This window comes from Paenibacillus sp. (genome assembly GCF_035645195.1).
GTDB lineage: Bacteria > Bacillota > Bacilli > Paenibacillales > YIM-B00363 > Paenibacillus_AE.
The window spans coordinates 268,665-291,789 of sequence record NZ_DASQNA010000041.1 but is presented as its reverse complement, the minus strand read 5'-3'; the positions used below and the strand labels follow the sequence as shown (position 1 = coordinate 291,789).

Here is a 23,125-nt window from a genome sequence, read left to right as displayed (position 1 = left end):
CCCTGGATCAATCGGGGCCGGACGACGTCCAACCCCGTTCGATGCCCGCATGTTAGCGCTGCTTATATCTCTCCAGAGCCGCTTGCTGAATGCTGATCGCTTCTTCGAGGTTCATCTGGTACAAACGCTCTACGTACGCATCGAAGTTGTCCAGCGACTCTCTGCCCGTGATGAACTTTAAGAGCATTTCGTCCGCGTACGTGTTGATTTCCGACATCGTCGAAGCCAAGCGGGAGCTTTCGTCGGACGTCGGCGTAATGATCGGCATTTGCCGTTCGATCGACGCTTGCGACCACGTCATGGACGCTTCCTTCTGCTGCGGGTACGTTAAAATTTGCTCGAAATAACGGCTGTCTTGCTGGAAGAAGCGGCCGTTGACCGACGCCATCGTATACTGCGCAAGCACGTTGACCGCCGGCATGCTGTCATTTTTCAGCACGAGATCCGTATATTTCGGATAGCCGTCGACCCAATTGTAGGTTTCGCCCTCGATGCCGAAGTTCATCAGGTTATGGCCCCATTCGGAGTAAGCGACATCCATCCATTTCACGGCTTCGACCGCTTTTTTGCTCTTGCTGCTGACGGCGTTACCGAAGCCTGGGAACGGGGAGCGCGCATCGTAATGGAAGTTGTAAGACTTCCCGTCCTTCGCCGTCGGGAACGGCGCACCTACGAGCTTGAAGTTCGGATCGTCCTTCATCAAGTCGGAGAGACGCCCCATGCCGCCGTTCAACATCGCGCCGAACGATCCAAGGCGATGTCCCGTCACCTTCGCGTCGAATTGCTTGCCGTCCGTAGCGGAGAAGTCCGGGTCGATCAGCCCTTCGTCATACCATTTCTTCATCGTCGCGAGAAATTCCTTGTATTCCGGCTGCGCCGCCCCGAACTTGACCGAGCCGTCTACTTGGTAGAAGCCGTACGCCATCCCCCACGCGCTCATAAAGTGCAGAAGCGGCATGTCGCCGATTTTCGACGGCGTTTGGTTGCCGAACGGAATGACGTTCGGGTCGCTGTTCTTGAACGCGGTCAAGACGTTATACCAATCGTCCATCGTCTTCGGCACTTCCAAATTCAAGCGGTCCAACCAATCTTGGCGGAGCTGGAAACCGAAGACGAATTTCGGCCAATCGCCATCCCGGGTGATCGGGAACGTGTACAGCGTGCCGTCGTCGGTCATAATGTCTCTCTGAATATGCGGGTTTTCTTCGAGAAAGCGCTTAAAATTAGGCGCGTGCTTGTCGACGAGGTCGTTCAGCGGGATGATGACGCCGTCGCGCAGCGCTTTTTCCGGTCCACCCGGGTAGGCGCTCCAGTTCCAATAAATCATGTCGGTCAGATCTCCCGAGGAGATCATTAAATTGAACTGTTCCGATTCCATGCCGACCGGCGGTTGTTTAAAGTTGATTGTAACGTTCGTAGCTTCTTTTAGAATCGGCATGATTTTCATTTCCGAAAAATCTTTCATCGTGGCGGTCACCTTGGAATCGTTCTGCACGAACCAGGACAGCTCGACCGGCTTTTCGGATACGAGGAATTCCGACCCTTCGGACTCGGCAGCGGCCGGGGCCGTCGTCTCCGACGTTTTGGCCGGCGCGGAAGGGGCATCCGTCGTGCCGGAATTGCTGCCGGCGCCGGACGAACAAGCGGACAGCACCATCGTCAAAGCCAGCGGGAGACTTGCATAGCGGATGTCACTCTTTTTCATGTTTACGAACAACTCCCTTTTGGAATAGTAGGAAGCCGTGCCGTTACCCTTTCACGGCGCCGACCATGATGCCTTTGGTGAAATATTTCTGGAGGAACGGATAGACGCAAGCGATCGGCAGCGCCACGATGATGATGGTCGCGTATTTGATCGTCTGGCCGATCTGGTATTGATCCAGTTGACCGACCGACCCGGTCATGTTGTCGGTGCTGCTCGCGATGAGGATTTCTCGCAGGAACAGCTGGACAGGGAACATGTTTCGGTCTTGAAGATAAATCAAGGCGGGAAACCAGGAGTTCCAATGTTGAACCAAGTAGAAGAGCGTCATGACGGCCATGATCGGCAGCGACAGCGGAATGAAGATGCGGAAGAGGATCGTAAAATCGTGAGCTCCGTCGATTTTCGCAGACTCCTCCATGCTGTCCGGCACGGCGGCGAACGCCGTCCGCAGCACGATGAGATTGAACGTGTTGATGGCGGTCGGCAGTAGGATGGCCCACGGAGTATTGAGCAGCCCCAGGCTTCTAACGTTCAGGTAGTTGGGGATCATGCCGCCGCTAAAAAACATCGTGAATACGATCAGGATCATGATCGCCGTCGCGCCGCGTACGTACTTCCGAGACAGCGCGTAAGCGCCGAGCGAGGACATGAACATATTGATCGTAGTTCCGGCCATCACGTAAAACAGGGTGTTGCGGTATCCTGTCATGATGTTCGGATTCTCGAGCACGTATTTGTACGTTTCCAGAGAGAAGCCTTTCGGCCATAGCAGGATCCCCTGATGCTGCGAAAACAGTTTCGGGTCGCTGATGGATGCCATGAGCACGTACAAAAACGGATACAGCGTAAGGACGACCAAGAGCGACAAGAGGGAATAAATTACGCCGTCCGACAGTTTGGAAGTAACGCTTTTTGCGAGCATAACCCACCTCCTTCGTTCGTTGTTCGTGCCGGGCGGCTTTCGTCGCTGTCTACCATAACGACGTACCGCTCAGCCGGCGGGCCATTCGGTTGACCCAAAGCAGCAGAAACAAGTTGATCGCCGCGTTGAACAACCCGATCGCCGTGCTGTAGCTGTAACTCATTTCGAGAAGACCTTTCCTGTAAATGAAGCTCGCGATGACGTCCGCCGTTTCGTACGTCAGGGGATTATACATGAGAATGATTTTCTCGTGCCCGACGGACATCATGTCGCCGACTCGCAAAATGAGCATGATGACGATCGTCGGCATGATGCCGGGCAGCGTAATGTGCAGCAGCTGCTTCCACCGATTCGCCCCGTCGACGCGAGAAGCCTCATACAGCTCGGGCGATATGGCTGTCAGCGCCGCAAGGTAAATGATCGACCCCCACCCGATCGTCTGCCAGATGTTCGAAGAGACGTAAATCGTGCGGAACCATTCCGGCGACTGCATGAAGGCGATCGGCTCCACGCCGATGAAGGAAAGCAGCTGATTCACAAGGCCATCGCGCGCTAGGAAATCGACGACCATGCCTACGATAACGATCAGCGAGATGAAGTGCGGCAAATATGAAACCGTTTGCACGAACCTTTTGAATTTTTCCTTGCGAACTTCGTTGAGTATAAGTGCCAAAATGATCGGCGCCGGAAACCCGAAGAGCAGATCGTAAAAGCTGATCAGGACGGTGTTCTGAAGCAGCCGCCAAAAGTAATGGCTCTGAAAGAACTGTTCAAAATGCTCGAACCCGACCCAAGGGCTTCCCCAAATTCCTCGCAGCGGCGCGAAATCTTTGAACGCGATGATGATGCCGTACAGCGGCAAGTAGTGAAAAATGAAGTAGTACAAAACGACCGGAAGCAGCATGAGGTATATGTATCGGTGCTTGAAGAGCTCTTTGGCCCATCCGGTGCCGAGGAGCGTTCCTTTTTTGAATAGGGTCGGCGTCGGCTTCACGTAGTCACCACCTTCTGAGTTGCTGGCCTTGCGGTTACAACTGCTGATCGATGCTGCCGATGACGTCCTTCAATTTTTGGTGCGTATTCAAGGCTGCGGCATACAACCCTTCCGCGGCCTCCTTGGCCGTACGGCGAGACACCGTATACGGGTCGTTGGCTGCCGCTTCCTCGACCGTCTTGACCCAATCGGCGGGAATGGCTTCGATCCCGCGAAGCGCGCCAGCCAGCCCGCCTGCGATATACGCCTTGCAGTCCGTATCTCTGCCCAGGTTGACGGCGTACAGGAGCGCTTCCTTCGGTCGACCTTCGGAAACGTAAAAGCAGGCGAGCCCACCGGACAAAATTTCGACTGCGTTGGACATCCGCTTCCCGGCGTAGTAACGATCGTAGATCGGACGGAGCTCCTTCCAATCGTCGACTTGCTTCGCCCATTGCAGTCCCATTTCGACCTCCTGCCGCGGCGGTCCGGACAAATATCCGAGCGCCGCGTCGATGATCGAGTCGACGCTCGCCGTCGGCTTCAACGCTTCCGCCGTCGCCGCCGCGATCGCGGAACAAACTTCGATGGCGTAGTTGCCCGGCACGCCCCTAACGTCTTTGATCGCGCCGAGCGCGAGCGCGTCCTGCGCCGCCTGCTCCGGGTTGCAAGCGTTGACCATGCCGATCGGCATAATCATTTTCGAAGTGCCGATCATGCCCGGCCAAGCGGCGTAGCGGCCCACTTCCCAAGGAGGAACGCCCGCTTTCAGCGAGTAATAGATGACTTGGTCTTGCGGCCCGAGCAAATAGCCGAATTTCTCCGGATCGATGTCGCTGATCCATGTGCGAGCCAAATCGACGATGTCGATGCGGCCGCCCTTGCGGAGGATGGCGCTCGTGCAGAGACGGTGGCGTTCCATGCCGTCTTCCGTCATGCCCGGGGGCCTCGTGTGCGGGTGATAAATCAGCTTCGGTCCAAGCGGCTGACCTTCCGTCGTTTTGTCGTCGTTGCCGCTGACGACGGATCCCTTCTTCTCCTGCGGCAGCAGCTCCGTCACGAAGCCGTACTTCTCCTCGATTTCGTGCCACAACAAGCCTTCCGTGACGTCCCCCATCGAATTGCCGATCGTACCCGCGGCTTCGCACCCGTAAATTTTTGCAAACAACCGATTGTTCATACCGCTTTCCCCTCCGCTTCATTAATTTCGTTTCGGATGATCCGTCTGCCCTGCTCGGAAGACATATAGGCGAGCTCCAACAATCTCATCGATTCGATGCATTCGTCCAGGCTGTACAGCGGTTCAGCCGCGTCGTTCATGCAGTCGACGAAATGGTCGATGGCCGCATAATTCGACTGATTGAACCAATCCGGCTGTTCCATCAGCAGCTCGGTCGCGCTCGACTTCGTCAGCAGCAGCAGATTGGACTTGTTCTCGTCCTGCTCCACGCGAAGCGACCCGTGCCGATTGTGAATTTCCTTGGACCACGTCCACCGGTCCGTCGTCCAGCAGCCGATGAAGTTGACGACGACGCCCGACTCGAATTCCATGGTGACGGTGGCGTTGTCGTCCCCTTTGTCCGGGTTGTTGACGACTAATTGCCGTGCCACCGCTGTTACCGCTTTCAACTTGCCGAAGAAGGAATGGATCAAATCCAGCACATGCGAGCCGGACGAAAATAAGCAGCCCCCGCCGCACAGCGCCGGATTCCCCCGCCAATGGTTCGGATCGCTCATCGACGGAATATGGTTGCCGAACAGCGTGAACATCGCCATGACCGGGTCGGGGAACTGCCCGGATTCGATCATCGCTTTGACGCGCCGGTGGACGGGGTCGAATCGCTGATGATATTTGACGAACAGCTTTCGCCCCGTACGTTCGGAAGCCAACTTCATATCTAAGCATTCCTGAACGTTCAGCGCCATCGGCTTTTCGCACAGGACGTCTTTGCCCGCCTCCATCGCGCGGACGGCCATCGGTTTATGCAGGTAGTTGGGCGCCGTAATATCGACGAACGAGACCGCGGGATCGAGCAGTGCGTGTTCATAGTTCGCGGTTACGTTCGCGATGCCGTATCGGTCGGCGTAGTTCCGCGCCGCCTCGAGGTTCGGATCGCAAATCCAGCTTACCGTGACGTTCGGATTTCTGCGGTACGCTTCCAGATGCGTCTTGGCGAATTCGCCGGCGCCGATCAGCGCGACTTGCATGCTGCCGCCCCCTTCGTTACGTCCTTCCGGACGTGCCTCTAATGATTTTGCTGACGGCCGCATAATCCGAGTCGCCGTCGGTTCGCGATGCGAGGTGGTACATTTGGTACGCCGCCGTCGCGATCGGCATCGGGATGCCTTCCCCTTCCGACAACGCGATCCGCATATCCTTGATCATGAGGTTCATTTTGAAGCCCGGAGCGAATCTTTCCTCCAGCGCCATCTTATATTTCTTATCGAATACGTAGGAGCCTCCGGAGCTTTCGGCGATGACCTGATGCATCTTCTCCAGATCGACGCCCAGCTTCTCGCCAAGCGCGATCGCTTCCGACGCGGCGATCATGTGAACGGCCGCCAGCATTTGGTTGATCGCCTTGATCGCCTTGCCGGCTCCGCCTTCGCCGACGTGAATCACTTTGTTCGAGAGGACGCTCAATACGTCCTGCGTCTCTTCGATGATGCCTGCGTCGCCGCCGGCCATGATCGTCAACGTGCCGTTCGCCGCTCCGGCGACGCCTCCGCTGACCGGAGCGTCCAGCAGCCGAATGCCGCGGGCTTCGTAAACTTGGGCGATGTTCCGGAAACATTCCGGAGAGCCAGAGGTCATCTCCAGGACGATTTTGCCCGGCTGCAGCGCTTCAATGACCCGTTCATCCAGCAGCACGGCTTCCATTTCCGGATCGGCCGGCAAAATCGTGATCATGACATCGCATGCCGCCGCCGCTTCGGCCGCGTTCTCGACGACGACGGCTCCGAGCTTCCTCAGCTCCTCCGCCGGCTCCGGGTTCCGATGCACCGTCACGAATAGCGCATGCCCGGCCTCCGCCAACCGGCGGGCCATCGGGAGCCCCATCGCGCCGAGCCCGATAAATCCAATATTCGTCAATGCCTTTCCCTCCCGTCATTGCGCCCCGCGTCGTTCACGAGGTTTTCCCTTCGTACAGCTCGCAAGCGGCGGGCGCCAGCGGCACTCCGTACTGCTCGCCGATATCGTACAGTTCTTGAACTACTTTCGCAGGCAGCAGGATGCCGTCCCTCTTCCGCTCTACGGTTTTCCGATGTTCGAGCTCGCCTGGAATGAGAATTTCCGATACGCCCTCGGCCTTCGGTTCGGCCTTGATCGATCGTATGTAATGGTCCATGCGCCGCTTAAACTGGTCGATCGGCATGAATTTGCCGATGTCGAACGCGAGAAACATGTGCCCGACGTTCTGATCCTCTTTCCAGTTTTCGTACATATTGTTCACCGAGCTGCCGTAACCGGCCCCCGTTAAGACGCCGGACAAGATGTCGATGAACATCGAGATGGCGTATCCTTTCGGCCCGCCTACCGGAAGCACGGAGCCTTCCAGCGCTTCGTCGGCATTCGTAGTCGGGTTGCCGTGTTTGTCGACCGCCCAGCCGAGCGGGATGCTTTCCCCTTTTTGCGATGCGACGATGATTTTGCCTCTGGCGACGACGGAAGTGGCCATATCGAGAAGGAACGGGAGCTCTTCCCCCGCGGGGAAGCCGACCGCCAGCGGATTCGTTCCGAGGAACGGCCGAACGCCGCCCGTCGGAGGCATCGTCTGCGAAGCGTTGCTCATCACCATCAGTCCTAGGTTTCGTTCAATCGCTTTAAGCGCGTAGAAGGCTCCGGTGCCGAAATGGTTCGAATTTTTCACGCCTACGACGCACACGCCGTGTCTCTCCGCCCGCTCGCATGCGATCGACAACGCCTTCATGCCGACGACCGAGCCAAAGTTGTTGCGTCCGTCCAGCAGCACCGTGGCCGTACCGTCCGATACGATTTCGGGAGTGGCCTCGGGCTGAATGCGGCCGGCGACGACCCGTTTCAAATAAATCGACGTTCGGACGACGCCATGGGAATCGACGCCTCGCAAATCCGCTTCGACGAGCGATTCGGCGACGGTCGCCGCATAAGCGGGCGGTACGCCGGCGCGGATAAAAACGCTTTCACAAAAGAGCTGCAATTTACGCCAGTCGTAGAGCAGCGGCAGATTCAACTCAGATCACAACCTTTCTCTTTTAAGAGTTGATCTACCCAAGTCCGATCTACCGTTCCGTCGGCAATGGATTGCAGAATGAGTTCTTCTTTCTTCTGCTGTTCGATCACCTTGCGCAGCACGTCGTCGGCCGCGTCCAGCGGGACCGCGACGATACCGTCCTCGTCGCCGACCATGATGTCCCCGGGATGCACGATCATCCCGCCGATTTGAATCGGGACGTTGATTTCCCCCGGTCCGTCCTTGTACGGGCCTCTATGGGTGACGCCTTTCGCATAAACGGGAAGCGGGAAGTCGTCGCTGTCGAACACCGCCGTGTCGCGGATGGCCCCGTCGATCACGAAACCAGCCAGCCCCTTGCGGATCGCAAGGCGCATCATAATTTCGCCGATGATCGAGTTCGTCATATCACCGCCGGCATCCACCACAATGACGTCGCCGGGCTGGGCCAAATCGATCGCCTTGTGGACCATTAAGTTGTCGCCGGGACGCGTTTTGACGGTGAAGGCGACGCCAACCATCTTCTTGCTTCGATGAAACGCTTTCAACTGAGCGGACGCGCTGTGCATTCGGTGCAAATTGTCGCTGATGTGCGGAGTTACGACATGTTCGAACCGTTGTACAAGCGCCGGGTCGGGCCGCCTCGTCAGCGGCAGGACACGGAAACCGATGTTTGTCAAAGCATCGCGACCTCCTCGTCTTCGTAACCGTTTTACGAAACCGGTTTCCTAGACGTAGACTAACACACTCCCCTTCAACCGTCAATCATTTTCGTTCGCGATATGAGAATTTTTTAAATATTCGAAGATCCGCAAGAGCGCCGGACGATCAGGTTCGGTTCCAGCACCTCCGTGCTTGCCCGCGGCCGCTTCGATTTGGATTCGATGCGCTTGATCAGCTTTTGGGCCGCCAGCGCCCCTAGCTGCGCCGCCGGCTGGTTGACGGTCGTCAGCGGCGGATTCAAGTGCTTGGACCACACCGTTTCGTCGTATCCGATTAAGGCGACGTCATCCGGGATCGTAAGTCCGCATTCCTTAACGGCTTCCATGATTTCCAGCGTCATCATGTTGTTCGTGGAGAAAATCGCATCCGGTTTAAAGCCGTCCATCAATTGTTTCACCGCCGCGTTGGCCGCGCCTTCCCGTTGATCGATGACCCTGATTTGGTATTGTTGCTTGTCCAATCCATGCTTCAGCAGCGCTTCTTCGAAGCCTTCGATCCGCTCTTGCCATGTGCTGATGCCTTGGTACGGGTATACGAGCGCTGCGAGTCGTTGTTTCTTCAAACGTACAAAATGCTCGACCGCCATCGTTGCGCCTTTCCGGTTGTCTACGATGACGTTGTCGGTGTTTACGCCTTCCAGCCGCCTATTGATGAAGACGATCGGATATTTTTCTTCCGCCAGCTCGGCGAACAACGGCTGGTTACCGGACGTCGGGTTGACCACGATCCCGTCGACCTTCCGATACCGGAGTCCGCGAACCAATTCCTCCTCCTGCTGCCGATCCTCGTTGGAATTGCAAATCATGACGCTGTAGCCCTTCTTCTTGCACGCATCCTCGAAACCTTCCAGCACCGTCGCCCAAAACGGGTTTTTCAAATTGGAGAGCACAATGCCGAGTACGTTCGTCTTCGTGGATTTCAATCCCTGCGCGTATACGTTGGGGCGGTAGTTCAGCTCGTTAATAACGGCGAGCACTCGCTCCTTCGTTTCTTTCGTCATTTGCAAGTAATTGCCGTTTAATATGCGAGACACGGTGGCCTTCGATACCCCCGCTTTTTTGGCGACCACGTCGATCGTTACTTTCATCATCCCACCCCATTTATGTAAGCGTTTTAAGAAACCGGTTAACTAACCTTTACTCTATGTGGCTAGCGGAGGTTTGTCAAGGAACATAGCTCGGGCTGGCAACTCTAGTCTTCAGAAACCGGACCTGATTTCTCTTTTCATATTTTCCATTCTTTACATGAAACATTTCATAATTCGTCTCGTACTACTATAATGGTTAAAAAACGGTTTGGGGTGACTCCATGTGGGCAACAACGAATTGGACCAAGCGTATGCGACGTTGGGTCTAGACAGAACCGCGACCAAAGAGGCTGTCGAGAAAAAATACGACCTTCTTCTCCGGCGGGAGCGGGCGAGGAAAAAGGAAGCCGGGGCGGATGCCGATTCCGAATCGTTCGAGGCGGTACACCGCGCGTACCGGCTCATTCAGCAGTACGAAGATCAGAAAGACGTTGCGACGATTCAGGCGGAGAAGTATGGTAAGTACAAGCAATATGCGGGACTCGTAGCGAAAATCGATCATTTCTTCAGTTACTACAAATGGCATTTGATCGGCGCGATCGCCGCGGTCGCTTTGCTGATCTACGGCGTATCCGCTTACATCGACCACCGCGAGGAGCAAGCGCGGCTGGCTGCGCTGCCGCCGCCTGATTTGGAAATTATGGTAATGGGCAAATTTTATTTGCCGAACAACGATAACAATATGGACCCGGTCGAGGCGGCTATCGTCAATCAGGTGCCGGGCTGGCAGCGGGTCGAAGTCGAATATCTCGCGGTCGATATGGGCGAGCAAGGAATGGCGGACATCGCCCTCCAGCAGAAAGCGGTCGTCATGCTCGCGACCGAACGTCCGGATGTCTACATTCTCGATCAAGATTCGTTCCGATGGATCGTCAACGGCGGCGCGCTGGAAAGCTTGGACGCGGTCGCGACCGGCAGCTTGGCCGGCAAGGTGCCGGAGGAAGCGCTCGCCAAAGCGCCGGAGCCGCCCGAACGCGCCGCTCCCGGCGAGGAAGCGCCGCCCGGGCCGGAGCGCGTGTACGGCTTCGACGTGAGCGGCACCGCATTCGCGGACGATATGACGTTCATGTACAAAGACATGATTATCGGCATCCGGCAGGGCGCCGAACGCCGGGACAATGCGCTGCAGTGGATCGAGCAGTTTTTCGCCGCCGAAGGGCAATAAACAAGATAAAGCGCCGCACAGGGGGCTCTCCCCTGCTGCGGCGCTTCGTTTGTTTACAGCACTCCGTGCAAGCTGCCGCCGGCGGCAAACAGCCGGTCGATCCGCTTTTCGATCGCCGGGTCGGAGACGAGCGGCGGGGCGTGATGCGGTTTCGTCCGCGCGTCGATCATGACGTTGTCGCAGCCCCAATGCTTGAACTCGTACCCTTCGTTCACCCCGTAAATATCATGGGACGGATTGCTTCGAGTGAATGTAGTCCACAAGAAATTGGCCAGCGATGCGCCGACGAAGGCACTGTCGTCGCAAAGGACGATCATCGGGCATTCCGGCATCGCGCCGCGCTCGCCGATCGCATCCGTCAGCTCGCGAAGCTGCCGCCTAGCATCCTCATAATCGCGGAATGCCGGTCCCTCCAACGCGACGACGCCCGGCATGACAAGCACCGGGTTGCGGAAATCCCGCAGCCCCTTCAGCTGCTCCGGCAAATCGGTACACAGCTCGCGCTTCTTATCTCCGCAGGCGGCGAATACGACTTTGCTTCCTTGGTTTAGACCCGTTCCGGAGTAGTCCAGCGTATCGATGGTCGTGTTGGTCTGGAAATGGATATCGCGTCTGAGGTCGATTCGCTCTAGGATGTAAGCTAGAAATTCCGCTTCCCGATGCGTGCTGAGCGGCTGCTCCTCTTCAGCGGCGATAAAGACATACTTCGCAAGAGAGAGCTGTCCTGTCCCGAGAATGCGGTTCGCGATCGTCAGCAGCTCGGACGGCTGTTGCACCTTGGCGTAAGGCGTGTAGCGTTCCGTGCCGATGGCGAACAACAGCGGGTGGACGCCCGCGGCATCGACGGCGTGAACCTCCTTCGCGCCCGGCACCTCCTGCCGTACCGCATCGCCGGTCAGTTCATGAATGAGCGCCCCGAACGCCGTATCCTCCTGAGGAGGCCTGCCGACGACGGTAAGCGGCCAAATGGCGCGTGGTTTCGCGTACACCTTCCGTACGCGCATCACCGGAAACGGATGAATCAAGCTGTAATAACCGAGATGATCGCCGAAAGGGCCTTCCGGTTTCGTTTCGCCCGGATGAATTTCGCCAGTAATGACGAAATCAGCGTCGCGGCTGATGCAAAATCCGTCCGAATACCCGTATCGGAAGCGGCGGCCCGCAAGCAGACCCGCAAACGTCAGCTCGCTTAACCCTTCCGGCAGCGGCATGACCGCCGACAACGTATGCGCCGGCGGTCCGCCGACGAAGACGCTCGCTTTCAGCGGTTCTCCCTTCCGGTTCGCTTTGTGCTGGTGAATGCCGATGCCCCGGTGAATTTGGTAGTGAATGCCGATTTCTTGATTTACCGCATACTCGTTCCCCGTCAGCTGCACGCGGTACATGCCCAAGTTCGCGTTCATAATTCCCGGTCGATCCGGGTCTTCCGTATACACTTGCGGCAGCGTGATGAACGCCCCGCCGTCCATGGGCCAGTGTTTAATGAGCGGAAGATCGGAGATCGCGATTTCCTCAAAGCCGGAAGCGCCGCCTCCCTGCCGAAGCGGCAGCGCTTTGGCCGCGGATGCCGCCGTGCCGGCATAGCGGAACGGCTGCTTTAACGCCTTCATCGGATCGTTGCGCAACGCGATGACGCGCTTTGTCGATTCCCAGGTTTGCCGGAAAATAAACTTGCTTCGCTCCAAGGTGCCGAACAGATTGGATACCGCCCGGTATCGAGTGCCTTTCACATTTTCGAACAAAAGGGCCGGGCCGCCGGCTTCGAACACCCGCAAATGAATGGCGGCGACCTCCAAGTCAGGGTCCACTTCTTCCCGCACCCGCACGAGATGGCCATGCCGTTCAAGGTCGTTCACGCATGCTTCCAATGTTGGATACATTCTGTTTTCTCCCATCCTATTACCGAATCGCTGCCGAAATTGCAGCAGCTTGCTTAGCCTAATTTTACATGAGTCGACGCCGTTGCGCTAACGCAGGGACCGGCAATCATTATATTTAAGTTGACACTTAAATAATTGGGGAATAAAATGGGAGCCATGATGATCGATACCATTTTTCATGCATTGGCCGATCCGAATCGGCGCAAGCTGCTCGACACGCTGCGCGCCGGACGGCGCTCGGCGGGGGAATTGTCTGCGATGTTCGAGATCAGTGCGCCGGCCGTATCGCAGCATTTGCGCGTGCTGCGCGATGCGGGCCTCGTCGGCGTGGAGAAGCGGAAGACAAGCCGCATTTACTACATTCGAAAGGAAGGCTTCGCGGATTTAAAAGGGTATTTGGAGCCGTTCTGGGACGACCATTTGGCTCTATTAAAATCGCTCGCTGAAGACGAAGAAAGGAGCCGCAAGTGACGGAAATCATCGTGGAGAAACGCATTTGGATCGAGGCGCGCCCGGAGACGGTATTCTCGTATTTCGCGGATGCGCGCAAACTGGCGCTCTGGATCGGCAAGTCGGCGTCGTTGGACGCGCGCGAGGCAGGCCTGATCCGCGTCGATATGAACGGCCGCGATATCGTGGAAGGCGCGTTCGTCGCAGTGGAGCCTCCCTTCCGTCTCGCCTTCACCTGGGGATGGGCCGGAAGCGTCGAACATCCTCCCGGCTCGTCGGCGCCGGAGCGGCGCTGCCGTGGGACGCATTCCGCCGATATGACGAAGAAGGTACGCCGGAAGGAGGAGAACACAGATAATGGATCGACGCACATCGCGTTCAGGATTCGCTTACGCGTCTTACGGTCCCGAGGACGGACCGCCGCTGCTGCTGCTGCACGGCATCCCGGGTTCCTCGCATGCATGGGAGGAAGCGGGCGCTCTGCTCGGGGAAGCCGGCTTCCGCGTCGTCGCGCCGGATTTGCTCGGCTTCGGCGGCTCCGATGAGCCGTCCGCGGACGGCTACATGGAGGAGCAAGCCCGGGGGCTGCACGCGCTGCTCGAAGAGCTTGGCATGCGCGAGCCGTACGTCGGCGCTCACGATTTCGGCGGTCCGGTCGCGCTGACGCTGCTTCGACTGATCCCGTCCGTGCGGCTGCGAGGGCTCATGCTGTCGGCGACGAACACGTTCACCGATACGCCGATTCCTCTGCCGCTTCGCTCCGCGAAAGTGCCCGTGCTCGGCCGAATCGTGTTTCGCGCCATGGCGGGCAGCCGCTTCGGAGGGCGCATGATGTACGCGCAAGCGTTCCGGAACAAAAGCGCGGCTTCGCGCGAACGGTTCGAGCGTCATTTGACGCCGCGCGGCTTGCGCCGAACGAGCTGGATATTCCGCACGAGTCTCGCCGATTTGCCGCGTCATTACGCGGCTGTGGAAGCGCAGCTCGGGCGCCTCGATTGCAGAACGCTTATCCTATGGGGCGACCGCGACCCGTTCTTCGCCGTGGATGTCGCAAGGCGCATGCAACGGGCGATACCGGACGCGGAGCTCGTCGTGCTCGAGGATACAGGGCACTTCGTCCCGGAGGAACGGCCGGCGCTTGTCGTCGAGGAGCTGCTGAGGCGTTTCGATCCCAAGGGAGAATCGCGATGAGCTACTACGATGAACGCATAGGCGCTCCCTTACGGGACGCGGTTGATCGGTTGGTCGGCGATTGGGACGGCGTATCCCGCAAGCGGATGTTCGGCTGCCCTTGCTACTCCGCCGGCGGCAAAATTTTCGCGATTGTGATGTCCGACGGCCTCGTGCTGACGAAGCTGCCCGCGGCCGAAGCGGTTCGCCGCGGTTCGCCGCTGCCCGTCGCCCCGTTCCGGACGGAGACGAAGAACGTGCCGTCGTGGTCGAAGTTCGCCGTCGGCCCGGACGACGTGGCGAAGCTTGCCGCTTGGATCGAGGAAGGATACCGCGCGGCGGTCGCCGAAACGGAAACCGGTCGATGAGCGCCGCGTTCGGCGAAGACGCTCAGGGACACTAGCGCTTCCTCCATCGCCGCTCATCGCTCACGTCGGCCGATACGGCTCCTCTCTCACGAGATGTCCGTACACGATCTTCACAAACAACAGCGGGACTAGCCATTCCATCCCCGTTACGCCGGGAATGGCATAGAAGTTCGCGAACGCCGCGAGCATGATCGCTAGGAACGAAACCGGCCTACGGAGATACAGCGGCGTTCGCAGCACGATAAAGACGGCAAGCATCAGCAGTGCATACCACGCAAGTCCGTAGGATGCCCATCGATCCGGTTCGAAAACGAGCGCCGCCGCGATCGGATGAACGTGGGCCGCGCTGAACAGCGCCGGAGACTTCAGGACGACGCCGAGCCTTCCCTCCTCCGGCTTCGCCGGCGTATGGTAGAACCTCTTGCATGAATTCAGCGCATTCGATACGAGCCCTCCGCCGACGTCGAAGGCGAGCGCCGCCGCGACCGCGAGCTGCGCCGCGTTCCAATTCGCCTCGCGAGACCAAGCCGCCGCCAGCACGGCGGCCGCAGCGGCGAAAGCGCCGACGAGGGCGAGCGTTCGCTCCGCTCGGGTCGCTCCCGTCCCCGACGAAAAATCCGGCTTGCCTTCGTACTCCCACTCGACGTTCGCCTTCGTTCGTTCCATTCGCGCCGCCCCCCTTGGGTAATAGTGAGCAAATGTTCCATTTCCACATAACAGGGATATACGTCGTGCTGCCGAATCGTACGGAATGTTGAGGAAATCCGCCTTTCACGAGCCGCTCCGCTGCCGAGACGTCAGAGAAGGTGTCGAATCGGACCGCATCTTGCGGTTGCTCGGGAAATAAACAACCTCCTCTTGGACAGAGGAGGTTGCATGACCGGCTGTTCCCGTCCGTTATCCGACGAATCGGAGCTGCGCCAGGCATGCGAGCAGCGTAATCTGCCGGCCGTCGTCGGAACGGGCGAACGTCCAATAGCAATGATCGAGGAAGACGACGGCCTTCCCCTGCATCGTCGTGAAGAACAGTTCGCCTCCCTCCGCATTCCGCTGGAGCTCCCGCTGCGCCGCCGCCAAAGATTCCGAGGACCGGCAGAACGCCGTCCATTGTTCATAAGCTTGTTGCGACAATGTAATGTTCATCCGAATCGTCACCCGCTCACCGTTTTTCTTCATTGTATCCGACGGCTGCGACAACAGTTTGTCAGCGAACGTGCGTTCTTATATCGATGGCCGCATATCGATTGAGATGAAGGAAATACAGCCCGGCTTCTTTCACGCGGCCGTTCCCCAGCTTCGCCCACTGCTCGGCGTAGGCGGCGACTTGAGGCGCGTAATGCCGGACGAATCGTTCCTCGTCGCCGAGCTCGAAAGCGTCCGTCTTGAAATCGACGATGACCCATCCATCCGCTTCCTCGAACACGAGGTCGATAACGCCGTTCAACACGCAATCCGGACCGTCTCCCGATACGACCGCTGTAAACGTGAATTCATGGAAGCGACGGATCGCCGCCGCCGCGCGGCGCCAGATCGCGCTCGCGAACACGCGCGACAGCATAAGCGAGGCATCTTCGAGCAGCGAGGCGGGCAGCCCCTCCTCTTCGGCGACCATGCGCAGATACGATTCCATCCGGTCCTCCCGGAGCCCGTTCCCCGCCGCTTCGAGGCAGCGGTGAACGACCGTGCCGAACGCCGCTCCCCTGCCTTCCGCGGAACGCGGGAGCGCGCCGGCTCCGTCGTCCGCCTTCACGCCGGCCGTGACGCTCGTCGTCCGGTACGTCGGCGCGGCGGCGAATGCCTTGAATTCGTTCCAAGGCTGCAGCGCGCCCTCGATCTCGAACGCGGCGGAGTACCGCTCGCGCGGCGCGGGACGGAACACAGCGTCGTCCAGCTCCGGCTGCCGCTGCAGCGCCGCGCCCAGCTCGCTCCACGGGTCGATTTCCGGGCGCGATTCGTACCGGCTGACCACGAGCAGCTGCTTGGCGCGGGTCGCGGCGACGTACAGCAGCCGGTCCCGCTCGGCATGCATATAGGCGCGTTCCTTCTCCGACAGCGCCGTCCACCCTTTCGGCTGCGCCACGATCTCGCTGTTGTACGGATCCTTCCTGCGAGAGATCGTGAAATATCCCCGGGCAGGGTCGACGCTTCGGTCGATATGCTCCGCCGCGTCCGGGTCTCGGTCGCGGCACGGATTCGCCAGGAAGACGACGGGCGCTTCGAGTCCTTTGGCCTTGTGGAGGTTCATGATCCGAACCGCATGACCCGCGCCGGCGAACAGAGAGGCGCCTTCCACGCCGTTCGCTTCGACGATCGTCTCGAGCCGCCGCGTCAGCGCATGCCAGTCGAGCGTCGACTCCGCCTCGTCCCCGAGCAGCTCGAGCAGTTTGACGAGGGTGCCCGAGCGAATCGCCCCGGACGGCTGCGCCGCCGCGAACGGGATGATGCCGATATCCTCCGAGATCGCGGTCAGAGCCGCCAAAGCCGGTTCCCGGCGCACGATGTCCGCGTAGCTCCGCAGCTTCCGAAGCGCGTCGTATACCGGCCGGGCCAGTTCGGGCAGGCCTTCTCGTTCCTGCTCGGCAGCGTATAGCGTCAGCGCCCCGACGTCCCTCCGGTACACGTAGAGCGCTTCGTCGCTCAGCCCGATGAGCGGACCGCGCAGTACGCTTAACAAGGAGATGCGATCCGTCGGATCGTCCAAGCAGGCCGCCAAACGGTGCAGCGCGCGGAGCTCGTCGAACATCGCCTGCGAGCCCGACGTATCCGCCGGGACGCCGTACCGTTCCAGCACTTCCGCGTACAAGCCGATGAATTCCCGGTATTTGAGCAAAATCATGAAATCGTCGGGACGCGCGGGACGCTGCGACGGCTTGCCGCTGTCCCGACCGGCGATCCGCAGGTTGCCGGCGCACGCCCAAGCGATCCAGCGGGCGATCCGCTCCGCGTCGTACAGCGCGATGTCGGCCTTCTTGTCGCGGTCCGTCTTAGGGCAGCTCAACGTGAACACCCCGTGCAGCATCCCCTTCCCTTTCGGGTTGTCGCGGCCGGTGAGCATCGGCACGAACGCGGCCTGGTGATCTCCGGCGCGGTCGGCCGGCATAAACTTCGACTGGAACGCGTAGTTTACGAAATCGCCGATCGACCGGACCGAGCGGAAATTGCGCGTCAGCTGCAGGACGGCGCCGTGTTTCGCGACGATGCTTTTCACGAAGTTGTAGGTCGATATGTCGGCGCGGCGGAACCGATAGATCGACTGTTTCGGATCGCCGACGATGAAGAGCGAGCCGGGCTTCGGCGACTGCTTGCGCCAGTCGTTCTCGCGCGGGTCGCTGCCGGTCAGCAGAAGCATCATCTCGGCTTGCACGGGGTCCGTATCTTGGAACTCGTCGACGAACAAGCGCGTGTAGCGCGCGGCGAATCCGGCGCGTACCTCCGGATGCTCGCGCAGCAGCGCCGTTGCCCGCATCAGCAAATCTTGAAACGACAGCACGCCTTCCTCGAGACGCCGGCGGCGGCTGTAATCGACGGCGGGGAGCACGAACCGGACGACGTGGGGATGCAAATATTCCCGCCATTCTTCGAGGAACGGCAGCAGCGTATCGATTCGCCAAGCGGCGAAGCGGTCTTTCAACGCTTTCGCCGCCTTGCCGTCGGGCCAGCGTTTTTGGGTAAGCTGCAGCGTTTTGTCGAACAAGAGGGCGACATGCAGCAGATTCATATCCTGATTCATATCCCAGCTGCGCATCGCCGCGCGGGCGCTCCGGATCGTCTGCTGCATGGCGTCCCACCCGTCCGGGGGGCGGTGCGACGGCAGCGCCGCGGCCGCCTCCTCGACGAGCGGAAACAGCGTCCCGCGAAGGCGGTCGAAGTTTGGGCGCGGCGTCTCCTCCGTTACGACTTCGACGTCCTCGAACATGGCGACTCTCAGAAAGACGGAGCGCAAATCTTCGACGTGAATGCCGTTCTCCGCCAGTCGGTCGAGCTCCGCCTCCTCCCCGCGCTCTCGCAGCTCCAGTACATAGTCGTCCCAATAGGCGCGCAGCCGCTCTAGCAGTTCGTCCTCTTCGATTTCGGAGAACCGCGGGTCGAGCTTCGCTTCGATCGGGCGCTCCCGAAGCAGCTGGCCGCAGAACGAATGTATCGTGCCGATGTAACATTCCGCGATGCGCTCGAGCGCCCGCTCGAACCGCTGCCGCGCCGCGTCGTCCTCCGCTTCGCGGACGGACCGCTCCAGCCGCATGCGGAACCGCCCGCGAAGCTCGGCGGCGGCTTTCTTCGTGAACGTGATCGCGGCGATACGGGACACGTCGGCTTTGCCGGACGCGATCAGCGCGAGCATGCGGCCGACGAGCGACGTCGTTTTCCCGGAGCCGGCGCCTGCTTCGACCAAGAACGTCGTATCCAAATCTTCCGCGATGCGTCGGCGGGCTTCTTCGTCCATCTGTATCGATGCTTCGTCAACCATGTCGGGTCACCTCCAACAGCGGCGCTAGGCGCTCGCGGTTTTCCGGGAAATTGCGTGCGCCTTTCTTCCACTCCGCATGCGGACCGCACACGGCCGCGTAATCGCAATACGCGCATACCTTCGGGTCGTCCGCAGGCGGGAACAGGCCGCTTCGAATCGCCTCGACGGCGGAGCGGAGCAGCCGCTCCGTTTCCTCGCGTTTTCCAAGCTGCGCCCTCATCGCTTCTTCGCCCATGCCGCGCGCCGTCGGGAACGCATAACCGGCCTCGTCCACGACGGCCTCGGGATCCCGGCCGGTGCGCCGGAGCCACTGCTCGACGGCGAGCGCGTACAGCGCGTGCTGCACCTGCTTCCCTCCGGCATAGAAGGAACCGTCGTCGTACGACTTCGGATTGCCGGTTTTGTAATCGATGACGCGATACCGATGGGGGGCCGTCTCGTCGATGCGGTCGACGACGCCGCGAAGCGGCAGCACGAAGCCGTCCGACAGCTCCAACGCGAACGTCCCTCCGTCGGCATGCAGCTCGAGCTCGAAGTACGCCGGCCGGCTCCCGCGCCGCAGCTCCATGTGGTAAAACACTTCGACGTCGCCCCGGATCGACGCGCACTCTTTCTCGTACACATGCGCGCTCGGCGCGGGAATCGCCTGAAGCGTCTCCTGCAGCAACCTTTCGGCAATGCGGTCCAAACGATCGCGGTCATGCTCCCCTCCCGCCGCGACCGTCTCGTTCATGTAAACAAAGAAGATGCGGTGCAGCAGCGAGCCCCGCTGCAACGGATCGAGCCAGCGCGATCGGTCGTAAACGGCCGTCTCTTTCGGACGAATCCCGAGCAGCTCTTGGTAGAAAAACAGCAGCGGGCATTTCGCATACGTTTCCAGCTTGCTGGCACTGTAGCTTTGTAACGAGATACCCTCTTCGACCACGTTCGATCGGAGCACGCCGTCGTAAGCGCCGATCAGCGTCTCTTGACGCGATTCGACGGCCGCAGCGCCGCTCGATAGCAGCGAGTAAACGGCCAGAACGGACGATCGACCGTCCCGTAGGGTGTGTTGTTTCGTAGATAATTCACCTAATAAATAATCAGTGGTATAAATATTTAAATCAGTTAATCCACCAAAATAGATAGCCGGTTCCGGCAACGCGTCGAACAGCGCATCGAAGTCGGCATCGCCGTTGCCGCAATGCAGCCGGTACAACTGCAGCAGCTCGTACGCGGGGCTGCCTTCCTTCTGGTCGGACAGCCGCAAACCGGTAAAGCTGGCCGTGACCGTTCCGCGGATGCCTCCAAGCCTTCGATCCCGCTCATCCTGGCGGCGAACGGCACGGCGTCCGCTCGTCTCCAGCAACTCCGGTATCCCCGCCGCCTCATTGAGCGCGCGGCGCTCCGCGTCGAGCAGCACGGGATCCTGCCGAATCGACAGCGCCCACGACTCTTCATCCATGCCTAGAATGAATGTGAAGGGCCGACCGGATTGGCCGCCGTTCTCCAACGAAGAAATGAACAGGCTCCCCGGTTTCGGTATCCCTTCCGCTTCTACGTACTTAGATTCCAACTGCTCGCGAACGAGCCGAATCGCTGTCGAAGCGCCCACCGGTTCATCTCCCCACCGACGAGTCGTCTCCCGCAGCTCCCGCACCGTTTGCAACGCGTCGGCGTCGCTGCGGCCAGCCGGTTCCCTGCAGCATTCAACCCATCGCGCGAGAGCGTCCGCGACATGCGCGCAGCTCCAGTCGCTCCGCCGTACGGGGAGCGCCGCGAACCATTCGGAGACGGTCTCTTCGAGCTGCCGTGCGCAGGCGGCGAGGTTTTCTTGGTCGGACGCGTACTCCCGAAGCAGCGCGTAGCGTTCCCGTCCCCAGCCGATGCCGCTCGTCTCCAGCACGCGGACGGCATCCGAAGACTTTATTTCCTCGGACGGAAGCCGCAGCAGCCCCCGGCGGAACGCAGCGATCAGCGTCTCCGCCCGAAAATCCGATTCCATCCACTCCAGCGCCGCCAATGCGGCTTTGCCGATCGAGCCCGCAAGGAACGGGAGTCCTTGAGCGAATGTGCACGGTACGTCCAAGCTGCGCGCCAGGGCATGCACTTTCGGCGCGCAGGCTGCGTAGTCGGACAGAATGATCTCCACCTGATCCCAAGCGAGACGCTGCGCTGCGATGCGCCGGAACGCTTCTTTCGGCTCAGCCAAAGTCCCCGCCGCCCGGAACATCGCCAACGTCTGATACGGAAACCCGGAGTTCGGGTCCGTGAACGGCTCGTTGTCGGGCAGGACGACGATTCGGCCGGCAAGCGCCTTCAGAACCGCGTCGCCCGCCGCCGACAGCCGGAGAGCCGGGTCTAGCAGCAGCAGCCCGTTCTCCATCGGCTCCGCGTACCGGAACAGATGCGCGAAATCGATCAGCTTGTCGCGCTCCAACGCCTCTTCGTACGCTTGCAGCAGCCGGCGTACGTAAGCCCCTTTCTCCGGGCGTTCGAATCGGTTCGGTTCGATGCGCGCGGACGTCAGCCCGGCTTCCCGCAGCTCGCAAACGGCGTTGTGGAACGCCTCCGCGACGCCGGGCGTCACCATCGCGGTCGGCACATAGTCGTCCCCCGCCTGCCCGAGCTTCGTCATCAGCGACATGATGAGCCAGCGCGACTCCTCGCGCGAAACATACCGCCGGCCGCCTTCGAACAGCTTGAGCCGCGCCGCCTCCAGCGCCAATGATTCCACGGTGTGCACTTCGACCTGCTGAACGGCGCCGAACGTTCTAGCCATTCGCTGCACCCATTGATGGCCGGCTGCGAAGCTGCGGACGATCAGTATTTTCCGCCGGAGCGGTTCTTCCTCGATGATTCGATATAAAGCGGTCAGCGTCGGTGTCGGCATGCAACCCTTCCTCCCATATCTGAAATCATCGCGCATAGATCGCTTGCCAGCGTTCGAGCCGCTCCCGCATTTGCTCCCGGTACGACTGCGGCTCGACGATTTCCGCGTCAGGGCCGTATTGGCTGAGCCAGCCGAGAAACTCGCGGTCATGGTTGACCGTCACCTCGAACAGCAGCCCGCCGTCGGGCATCTCCGTCAGCTTCGGGCGAACGAATAGTTCCTCCTCGCGAATATACCGGGCAACGTTCGGTGCGAACTTCACCTTGAACGTGATTAGCTCATCGCCCCGCTCGATGGACCACGTATGCTTCATATATTGGCGGATGTTGAAATCGCCCTTGTCGAACGACTGCTCCGTCAGCGATACGCGCCGGAAGCGGCTGAGGCGGAACGTTCGAATCTCTTGCGCCGAATGGCAGTACCCGATCAAGTAAAACCGCTGCTCGCGCGGGACGAGATAGTACGGATCGATCTTCCGCTCCTTCGTTTCGTTCCGGCTGAGCGTGAAGTAGGTCGCCTCGACCGTCTTCTGGCTGAGCGCCGCCTGCATGATCGCGAACAAATGATGCTGCGCGTCGTCCCGGTGCGACGGCGTGCCCGTCTGAATAATATCTGCGATGTCCTCGATCGTGTCGCGGCGCTTCGCCTTCTCCTTGCGATTGGCGGCCATTACCTTCTCGTAGGCGGAGGAGAAGCCGGGCGGCAACAGCTGCTGCACATGCTCGAGAATCGAAGGCAGCATCGTGAACGCGAGCGTCTCCTCGTCGGTCCAATCCAGCGGATACAGCGAAAAATTGCCGACGAACGCATAGCCCTTGCCGTGTCCGAGGTTGCTGACCGGTACGTTCATGGCGCTGAGCGCTTCGAGATCGCGGTAAATCGTTCGTTCGGTCGTGTCGCATCGTTCGGCCAATTCGCGGGCCAGTATTCCGGGCTTTCCCTGTATTAATGTAATGAGTCGCATTAACCGTATGAGGCGATCCGTCATGGCATGCACGCTCCGTCTTTGTATTCTATATATTTTTCGGTATGGCGCGGCTGAATCCTGCCATGATTTACCGCCGTTGTCTGCATTGTACCAAATCATTTTGACAACTAGATGTCATGAAACATACGTTTGGGGTCAGAACC

At 59.6% G+C, this 23,125-nt stretch carries 19 protein-coding genes and 1 pseudogene; 5 read left to right on the top strand and 15 right to left on the bottom strand.

Going from position 1 to position 23,125, the window contains the following annotated elements:
- Positions 1–52 precede the first annotated feature (52 nt).
- The 9 genes from VE009_RS23540 to VE009_RS23500 all read right to left on the bottom strand — a co-directional run bounded on the left by VE009_RS23540 (position 53) and on the right by VE009_RS23500 (position 9,624).
- Complete coding sequence (locus tag VE009_RS23540; RefSeq protein WP_325011936.1) at positions 53–1,705, bottom strand: extracellular solute-binding protein; 1,653 nt, start codon at positions 1,703–1,705, stop codon at positions 53–55.
- A gap of 43 nt (positions 1,706–1,748) precedes the next feature.
- Entirely contained in the window at positions 1,749–2,627 is an 879-nt protein-coding gene (locus tag VE009_RS23535; protein ID WP_325011934.1) for a carbohydrate ABC transporter permease, read from the bottom strand.
- 49 nt (positions 2,628–2,676) lie between these two features.
- Positions 2,677–3,621, bottom strand: a complete 945-nt coding sequence (locus VE009_RS23530) for an ABC transporter permease (RefSeq protein WP_325011932.1) — start codon at positions 3,619–3,621, stop codon at positions 2,677–2,679.
- Positions 3,622–3,655: 34 nt separating this feature from the next.
- A complete protein-coding gene (locus tag VE009_RS23525) occupies positions 3,656–4,780 on the bottom strand; it encodes an ADP-ribosylglycohydrolase family protein (protein ID WP_325011931.1) in 1,125 nt (374 codons plus the stop codon).
- Entirely contained in the window at positions 4,777–5,808 is a 1,032-nt protein-coding gene (locus VE009_RS23520; RefSeq protein ID WP_325011929.1) for a Gfo/Idh/MocA family oxidoreductase, read from the bottom strand. The genes VE009_RS23525 and VE009_RS23520 overlap by 4 nt, the downstream gene beginning before the upstream one ends.
- Before the next feature lie 16 nt (positions 5,809–5,824).
- A complete protein-coding gene (locus tag VE009_RS23515) occupies positions 5,825–6,694 on the bottom strand; it encodes an NAD(P)-dependent oxidoreductase (RefSeq protein ID WP_325011927.1) in 870 nt (289 codons plus the stop codon).
- A gap of 34 nt (positions 6,695–6,728) precedes the next feature.
- Positions 6,729–7,814 (bottom strand): Ldh family oxidoreductase, encoded by a 1,086-nt coding sequence (locus VE009_RS23510; RefSeq protein WP_325011925.1) that lies wholly within the window; start codon positions 7,812–7,814, stop codon positions 6,729–6,731.
- A complete protein-coding gene (locus VE009_RS23505; protein ID WP_325011923.1) occupies positions 7,811–8,494 on the bottom strand; it encodes an RraA family protein in 684 nt (227 codons plus the stop codon). The genes VE009_RS23510 and VE009_RS23505 overlap by 4 nt, the downstream gene beginning before the upstream one ends.
- 113 nt (positions 8,495–8,607) lie before the next feature.
- Positions 8,608–9,624, bottom strand: coding sequence for a LacI family DNA-binding transcriptional regulator (locus VE009_RS23500; protein WP_325011921.1), 1,017 nt, complete (start codon positions 9,622–9,624; stop codon positions 8,608–8,610).
- A gap of 223 nt (positions 9,625–9,847) precedes the next feature.
- Between VE009_RS23500 and VE009_RS23495 the strand changes: the two genes are divergently transcribed.
- Complete coding sequence (locus tag VE009_RS23495; protein ID WP_325011919.1) at positions 9,848–10,789, top strand: hypothetical protein; 942 nt, start codon at positions 9,848–9,850, stop codon at positions 10,787–10,789.
- Between the two features lie 53 nt (positions 10,790–10,842).
- Here the strand turns inward: VE009_RS23495 and VE009_RS23490 are convergent, their stop codons facing one another.
- Positions 10,843–12,669, bottom strand: coding sequence for a UbiD family decarboxylase (locus VE009_RS23490; RefSeq protein WP_325011917.1), 1,827 nt, complete (start codon positions 12,667–12,669; stop codon positions 10,843–10,845).
- Positions 12,670–12,825: 156 nt separating this feature from the next.
- On the opposite strand from VE009_RS23490, the gene VE009_RS23485 reads away from it, so the two are divergent.
- The 4 genes and pseudogenes from VE009_RS23485 to VE009_RS23475 all read left to right on the top strand — a co-directional run bounded on the left by VE009_RS23485 (position 12,826) and on the right by VE009_RS23475 (position 14,657).
- Positions 12,826–13,140: a metalloregulator ArsR/SmtB family transcription factor gene (locus VE009_RS23485; RefSeq protein WP_325011915.1), complete on the top strand. Its 315-nt coding sequence runs from the start codon at positions 12,826–12,828 to the stop codon at positions 13,138–13,140.
- Positions 13,137–13,367 (top strand): annotated as a pseudogene (locus VE009_RS27300) (SRPBCC family protein); the annotation flags it as partial. The gene VE009_RS23485 and the pseudogene VE009_RS27300, both read left to right, overlap by 4 nt.
- A 109-nt stretch (positions 13,368–13,476) precedes the next feature.
- The gene (locus tag VE009_RS23480) at positions 13,477–14,310 is read left to right on the top strand and encodes an alpha/beta hydrolase (protein WP_325011913.1); all 834 of its coding nucleotides are present in this window, start codon (positions 13,477–13,479) and stop codon (positions 14,308–14,310) included.
- Complete coding sequence (locus VE009_RS23475; RefSeq protein ID WP_325011911.1) at positions 14,307–14,657, top strand: TfoX/Sxy family protein; 351 nt, start codon at positions 14,307–14,309, stop codon at positions 14,655–14,657. The genes VE009_RS23480 and VE009_RS23475 overlap by 4 nt, the downstream gene beginning before the upstream one ends.
- Before the next feature lie 60 nt (positions 14,658–14,717).
- Here VE009_RS23475 and VE009_RS23470 read toward each other — a convergent pair whose 3' ends face one another.
- From VE009_RS23470 to VE009_RS23450, 5 genes are all read right to left on the bottom strand, one after another.
- Positions 14,718–15,323: a hypothetical protein gene (locus tag VE009_RS23470; RefSeq protein WP_325011909.1), complete on the bottom strand. Its 606-nt coding sequence runs from the start codon at positions 15,321–15,323 to the stop codon at positions 14,718–14,720.
- Positions 15,324–15,554: 231 nt separating this feature from the next.
- The gene (locus VE009_RS23465; protein WP_325011907.1) at positions 15,555–15,800 is read right to left on the bottom strand and encodes a hypothetical protein; all 246 of its coding nucleotides are present in this window, start codon (positions 15,798–15,800) and stop codon (positions 15,555–15,557) included.
- Positions 15,801–15,861: 61 nt separating this feature from the next.
- Positions 15,862–19,122, bottom strand: coding sequence for a UvrD-helicase domain-containing protein (locus tag VE009_RS23460; RefSeq protein ID WP_325011905.1), 3,261 nt, complete (start codon positions 19,120–19,122; stop codon positions 15,862–15,864).
- Complete coding sequence (locus VE009_RS23455) at positions 19,115–21,994, bottom strand: PD-(D/E)XK nuclease family protein (protein ID WP_325011903.1); 2,880 nt, start codon at positions 21,992–21,994, stop codon at positions 19,115–19,117. The genes VE009_RS23460 and VE009_RS23455 overlap by 8 nt, the downstream gene beginning before the upstream one ends.
- A gap of 25 nt (positions 21,995–22,019) precedes the next feature.
- Positions 22,020–22,958 carry a transcriptional regulator gene (locus VE009_RS23450; RefSeq protein WP_325012159.1) on the bottom strand — a complete coding sequence of 313 codons (939 nt, stop codon included), beginning with the start codon at positions 22,956–22,958 and terminating at the stop codon, positions 22,020–22,022.
- Positions 22,959–23,125: the final 167 nt, after the last annotated feature.